This window comes from Nocardia sp. NPDC004415 (genome assembly GCF_053602435.1).
In genome coordinates, this window is the sequence record NZ_JBSGDP010000115.1 from 1 (window position 1) to 5,291 (window position 5,291).

Sequence of the window (5,291 nt, forward strand, 5' to 3'; positions counted from 1 at the left end):
GCGGCGGCCCGCGCCACGGTCACCAGTGATGGGTCCTCGGCGGCGTCGGCGGCCACGGCGGCGCGGTCGAGCACCGTGAGGATCGTGCCCTCGACCGGTGCGCTGAGCCCGGTGCGCACCAGCATCGCCGCACGCCGAAGGGCCACCCGCAGCCGCTGGCCGGTCAGCGGCCCGTCGACGACAGCATCGGCGATCCCGCGCAGCACCTGCGAGAGAATGATCCCGGAGTTCCCCCGCGCCCCACTCGTCGCGCCCCGCGCCAGTGCTCGCGCGATCCGATACGCCGACGGCACCGCGGCGGGATCAGCGGCACCGCTCGTGATCGGGTCGGGTGTCACCCGACCCGCGTCGGCCGGGGCGACCGGCACCGGACCGGACGCGACGGATTCGGCGGCGGACACGGCCGCGCGCATGGTGGCGAGCAGGTTGGTGCCGGTGTCGGAGTCGGCGATGGGGAACACGTTGAGGGCGTCGATCTCGGCGCGGCGTAGTTCCAGGTCGGTGCGGCAGGTTCGGGCCCAGGTCAGTAGCGAAGCGCCGTCGAGGGCCTCCCGCACGTGCGACACCGTCACCTCTCTCCCCGTTTCCGGCGCCCGCGCGCCGAGCATCGCACGCCAGGTTAGCGCCAGCCGCCGACAGCGGTATGCTCGCCGCGGACGGGCCGCTCCTCCGGCCGGATCGGTGTCTCGACCGGGACACCCGGTTTGGAACTTCACGGCCCGGCCCGCTACCCTTGCAGGGTTGCCTCGTGCGGCCCTTCCGGGTCTGCGCTGGCCGACGCGAGTCGGCAAGGCATTTGACGACATCAGTTTCCGGTACAGCGGGCATCCGTGCGCGCTGACCGCTTATGACATGAAGGAGCTCGCGACATGGCTGCCGTTTGCGACGTCTGCGCCAAGGGCCCCGGTTTCGGGAAGTCGGTCTCGCACTCGCACCGGCGCACCAACCGTCGCTGGAACCCGAACATCCAGACCGTGCGTGCGCAGGTTGCCCCTGGCAACACCCGCCGGATGAACGTGTGCACCTCCTGCCTGAAGGCGGGCAAGGTCGTCCGCGGCTGATTCTCAGCCCGTACATTCTGCCGACACCACCCCGGCGCCCCTCGTGGGCGATCCGGGGTTTTGTCGTCGTAGGGTGCTGTCGTGCCTGACTGGCGGCTCGAGCCGCTGACCGCCGACCGTGTTCCCGCGCTGGCCGCCTGCCACATCGCGACCTGGCGCGAGTCCTACGGCACCCTCGTCCCGGCGCACGTCCTGGCCGGTTTCGACCTGGACCGCTCGATCCTCACCTGGGAGCGCCGCCGGACCGAGGGCACCCACCGCATACCGGTCGCTCTCGCTGGTGACGAGCTGATCGGCTTCGCCGCCGCGAGCCCGCACGAACTCGATGCCCTCTATGTCCGCCCGGCCTGGCACGGCACCGGCGTCGCCGACACCCTCATCGCCGAGGCCGCCCCCGCCTCGCCGTGCACGCTGTGGGTCTTCGCCGGCTATCCGCGCGCCCACGCCTTCTATCGCAGGCACGGCTTCGCCGACACCGGCGTGCACCGCGTGGACCCGTTCACCCTGCTGCCCGAACAACTGTGGCGCCGCACCCCTCGCTAGGGTGACGCCATGAGTAGTACCACCGAACCGGTTCCGGCCGCCCAGCTCGTCGACGGCGTGCTGCAGTTGACCATCGCCACCGCCGCGGCGGGCACGTCGATGGACTTCGACCTGATCAACGCGGGCACCGCCGCGCTGCGCGATCTCGATCCCGGCGTGGGCGCGATCCTGCTCACCGGCGCGGGCCCGAACTTCTGCGCGGGCGGCAATGTCCGCCACTTCGCGGCCGCCGAGGACCGCGGCGCCTTCCTGCACACGCTGGCCGGGGAACTCCACGACTTCGTGCGCGCGCTCGACGCCGTCCCGGTGCCCGTGGTCGCCTCGGTGCACGGCTGGGCCGCCGGTGCGGGCATGAGCCTGGTGCTCGGCGCCGATATCGCGATCGGTGGCCCGTCGACCAAGCTGCGGCCCGCCTACCCTGGCATCGGCCTGAGTCCCGACGGTGGCATGTCCTGGCTGCTGCCACGCATCGTCGGGGCGAACCGCGCCGCCGAGATCCTGCTCACCGATGCCGTGCTCGACGCCGAGGAGGCCGTGCGGCTGGGCATCCTGAGCCGGCTCGTCGCCGACGACGAGGTCCGCGCCGAAGCGCTGAAGGTGGCCCAAAGCTTCGTCACCGGCCCGCGCACCACGTACGCGGCCATGAAAAAGCTGCTGGCCCAGTCGCCCACGGCGACCCTGGACCAGCAGCTCGACGCCGAACGCGACAGCATCGCCGCCGCCGCGAACGGACCCATCGGCACCGAAGGCGTCGACGCCTTCGTGGCCAAGCGCAAGCCCGACTACCTCGGGCTCGCCTGAACGGAGATCAGCAGGCCGCGCCGAGGGCGCTGAAGGTGTTCTGCAGCAGGCAGGTCACCTTGGCGTTCACGCCGGAGGAGATGGTGGAGGTGCCGGTGGAGGTCCATTCCTCGCCGACCTGGGTGGTGGCCACCGGCGCGGCCTGCTCGTCGTAGGGCTGCAGGGCCAGGCCCGCGGCGGAGGCCGGGGCCGCGCCCGCGGTGAGGGCGGCGGCGACGGCGGCGGTCGCGACGGCGGCGCGGAGGGTCGTGCTGTGCATCGGGTTGTGCTCCTTCATCATTTTTCTCTGGTGCGGACGGCACCCCGGGTCAGGGCAGCCGCCAATCGACTGGTTCGGCGCCGAGTTCGTCGAGCAGTTCGTTGACCCGGGAGAAGGGCCGCGAACCGAAGAACCCGCGCGAGGCGGACAGCGGGGAGGGATGGGCCGACTCGATGTAGGGGACGTCGGCCTCGGCGAGGGTCGGTTTCAGCGAGCCCGCGTCGCGACCCCACAGCACGGCGACGAGCGGTTCGTCCCGGGCGACGAGCGCGCGGATGGCCTGCTCGGTGACGGCCTCCCAGCCCTTGCCGCGATGCGAGGCGGGGGTGCCCGGGGTGACGGTGAGCACCCGGTTCAGCAGCAGCACACCCTGATCCGACCACGGGCTCAGGTCACCGCAGCGGGGTGTGTCGAAGCCCAGGTCCTTGGTGTACTCGGCGAAGATGTTGGACAGGCTGCGCGGGACCGGCGAGACATCCGGCGCGACAGAGAAACTCAGCCCCATCGCGTGCCCTGGCGTCGGGTACGGGTCCTGGCCGACGATCAGTACCCGCACGGCGTCGAACGGACGCTGGAACGCGCGTAACACGTTCTCCCCGGCGGGCAGATACCCGCGGCCCTCGGCGTTCTCCGTGCGCAGGAACTCGCCCATTTCGCTGATGCGGTCGGCGACCGGTTCCAAGGCCCGGGCCCAGCCCGGATCGATGATCTCCGACAGTGGTTTGGCACCCATGACCGCACAACCTATCGTTTCCGGCCGACAGATGCGGCGCCGGACCCGTGGAAGGATTCCCAGCCGATCCCGCCGCTGGGCGCGGCACCGTCGACGGTGACGCCAGCACCTGCGGCGACGACCCCGATCGGCCGCCAGCCCGGCGGCAGCGCGGTACCCGCGGGCCAGGTCCCCGCGAAGGCGTGGTCCTCGCCACCGGCCAGAATCCATTGCGCCGCATCGGTATCCAGCCGGGCCGCGACCGCGTCCAGTTCCGGGTCGGTCAGCGCGGCGCCGTGCACGTCGATCGCGACACCCGAGGCGCGCGCGAGATGGCCGAGATCGGCGAGCAGCCCGTCGGAGACATCGGTGAGGGCGGTGGGTCCGGTGTCGCCGAAGACGTCCACGACCGCGCCGTACGGCGGCTGCGGTACCCGGTGCGCGGCCAGTGCGCGCGCGAAGACCGGATCGGCGATGTCCGCGTCACCGGACAACACGGCCAGCCCCGCCCCCGACCAGCCGAGTTCACCGGCCACCGCGACGATGTCGCCCGGCCCGGCACCCGCGCGGGTGATCGCGGCCCGCCCGCCCAGATCGCCGAAGGCCGTCACCGAGATCACCAGCTGATCGCTGTGCACCAGATCGCCGCCCGCGATGGAACCACCCGCGCGCCCCGCCTCGGTCCACATCCCGTCGGTGATGGCCTCGAGCACCGTGACGGGGGTGTCACCGGGGCAGCCGAGCGCGACCACGAAGGCGGTGGGGCGCGCCCCCATCGCCACCACATCGGCCGCGTTCTGCGCGATGGCCTTGCGCCCGATCTCGGTGGGTGCCGACCAGTCGAGCCGGAAATGCCTGCCCTCGACGAGCATGTCGGTACTCACCACGAACCGCCCGTCGGGCGCGGCCACCACCGCGGCGTCGTCACCGGGGCCGAGCAGCACCTGCGCACCCTGGCGCCTGCCCGCGGTGATCCGGTCGATCACCCCGAACTCGCCGACCTCGCGCACCGTTCGCGCCCGGCTGTCCTCGCTGATGACCGGCCCCTTCCCGCTGTGCTGCCGCGCTGACGAAATCGACCCGACGGTACCCTTTCGGAGGCGATCGGGCACCACCGACGGTGCACCCGATACCACGGAGCGGAAAGGACCCCACGGCTATGGCGGCGGATTCGTCGGACCCGAACGAACGCGACGAGACGGCACCCGAGGACACGCCGGAGACCGCCGAGCCGGTGTCGCTGTCGAAGGACGACGACACCACCGAGTCCGACACCGACACCACGACGCCCTACTCCCCCGCGCTGATCGCCACCGCCGTGGCCCTGCCGGTCGTCCTGATCGTCGGCGTCCTCGTCGCCGCCTTCATCGCCCTGCGTGCCCCCACCGAACGCGAACCCCTCGCGCTGGGCCCCGTCCCGGCCCCCGCCCAGGACGGTCCCGCCTGCCACGCGCTGCTGCCCGCCCTGCCCGCCGAACTCCCCGGCAACGGCGAGACCTACACCAAATCCACCCTCGTGGAACCGGCACCGCAGGCCACCCGCGCCTGGCAGCTCCCCGACGGCGGCGACCCGATCGTGCTGCGCTGCGGCCTGGACCGCCCGCTCGAATTCAACCGCGCCGCCGCGCTGACCGTCATCGACGGTGTGAAATGGTTCCAGGTCCGCGACGAGGTCGCCCAGACCGGCACCTGGTTCGCCGTCGACCGCGAGACCTACATCGCGCTGACGGTCCCCGACAACTCGGGCACCGGCCCGATCCAGACGGTCTCCGACACCATCAGCGCCACCCTCCCCGCCCGCGAACCGACCCCCGGCGAGTTGTGACTGTGGCTGTGACATAGGCGGCTGGCGCCGCGGGGTTTTCGGCCCTGTGGGCCTCGCATCCGAAGGGCGATACTTCGGCTTCGCCGTGAC

The 5,291-nt window shown here is 72.0% G+C and carries 8 protein-coding genes; 4 read left to right on the forward strand and 4 right to left on the reverse strand.

Features of this window, described 5'->3' with window-relative positions:
* The coding region (locus ACWEMY_RS28975; protein WP_452392569.1) for a DAK2 domain-containing protein at positions 1–608 on the reverse strand (608 nt) is incomplete at its 3' end.
* A 261-nt stretch (positions 609–869) separates the two neighbouring features.
* Here ACWEMY_RS28975 and rpmB point away from each other — a divergent pair.
* The 3 genes from rpmB to ACWEMY_RS28990 all read left to right on the forward strand — a co-directional run bounded on the left by rpmB (position 870) and on the right by ACWEMY_RS28990 (position 2,405).
* Entirely contained in the window at positions 870–1,061 is a 192-nt protein-coding gene (gene rpmB, locus ACWEMY_RS28980; protein ID WP_011210730.1) for a 50S ribosomal protein L28, read from the forward strand.
* A gap of 81 nt (positions 1,062–1,142) precedes the next feature.
* Positions 1,143–1,604 carry an N-acetyltransferase family protein gene (locus ACWEMY_RS28985; protein WP_452392570.1) on the forward strand — a complete coding sequence of 154 codons (462 nt, stop codon included), beginning with the start codon at positions 1,143–1,145 and terminating at the stop codon, positions 1,602–1,604.
* A gap of 9 nt (positions 1,605–1,613) precedes the next feature.
* The gene (locus ACWEMY_RS28990) at positions 1,614–2,405 is read left to right on the forward strand and encodes an enoyl-CoA hydratase/isomerase family protein (RefSeq protein WP_452392571.1); all 792 of its coding nucleotides are present in this window, start codon (positions 1,614–1,616) and stop codon (positions 2,403–2,405) included.
* 7 nt (positions 2,406–2,412) lie between these two features.
* Here the strand turns inward: ACWEMY_RS28990 and ACWEMY_RS28995 are convergent, their stop codons facing one another.
* The 3 genes from ACWEMY_RS28995 to ACWEMY_RS29005 are packed head-to-tail and all read right to left on the reverse strand — an operon-like array spanning position 2,413 to position 4,413.
* Positions 2,413–2,664: a hypothetical protein gene (locus ACWEMY_RS28995; protein ID WP_452392572.1), complete on the reverse strand. Its 252-nt coding sequence runs from the start codon at positions 2,662–2,664 to the stop codon at positions 2,413–2,415.
* Positions 2,665–2,713: 49 nt separating this feature from the next.
* The gene (locus ACWEMY_RS29000; protein ID WP_336081389.1) at positions 2,714–3,397 is read right to left on the reverse strand and encodes a uracil-DNA glycosylase; all 684 of its coding nucleotides are present in this window, start codon (positions 3,395–3,397) and stop codon (positions 2,714–2,716) included.
* A gap of 11 nt (positions 3,398–3,408) precedes the next feature.
* Positions 3,409–4,413 (reverse strand): thiamine-phosphate kinase, encoded by a 1,005-nt coding sequence (locus ACWEMY_RS29005; protein ID WP_452392574.1) that lies wholly within the window; start codon positions 4,411–4,413, stop codon positions 3,409–3,411.
* Positions 4,414–4,535: 122 nt separating this feature from the next.
* Here ACWEMY_RS29005 and ACWEMY_RS29010 point away from each other — a divergent pair, with 122 nt between their 5' ends.
* Positions 4,536–5,201 (forward strand): DUF3515 domain-containing protein, encoded by a 666-nt coding sequence (locus tag ACWEMY_RS29010; protein WP_452392573.1) that lies wholly within the window; start codon positions 4,536–4,538, stop codon positions 5,199–5,201.
* The last annotated feature ends 90 nt before the right edge of the window (positions 5,202–5,291 follow it).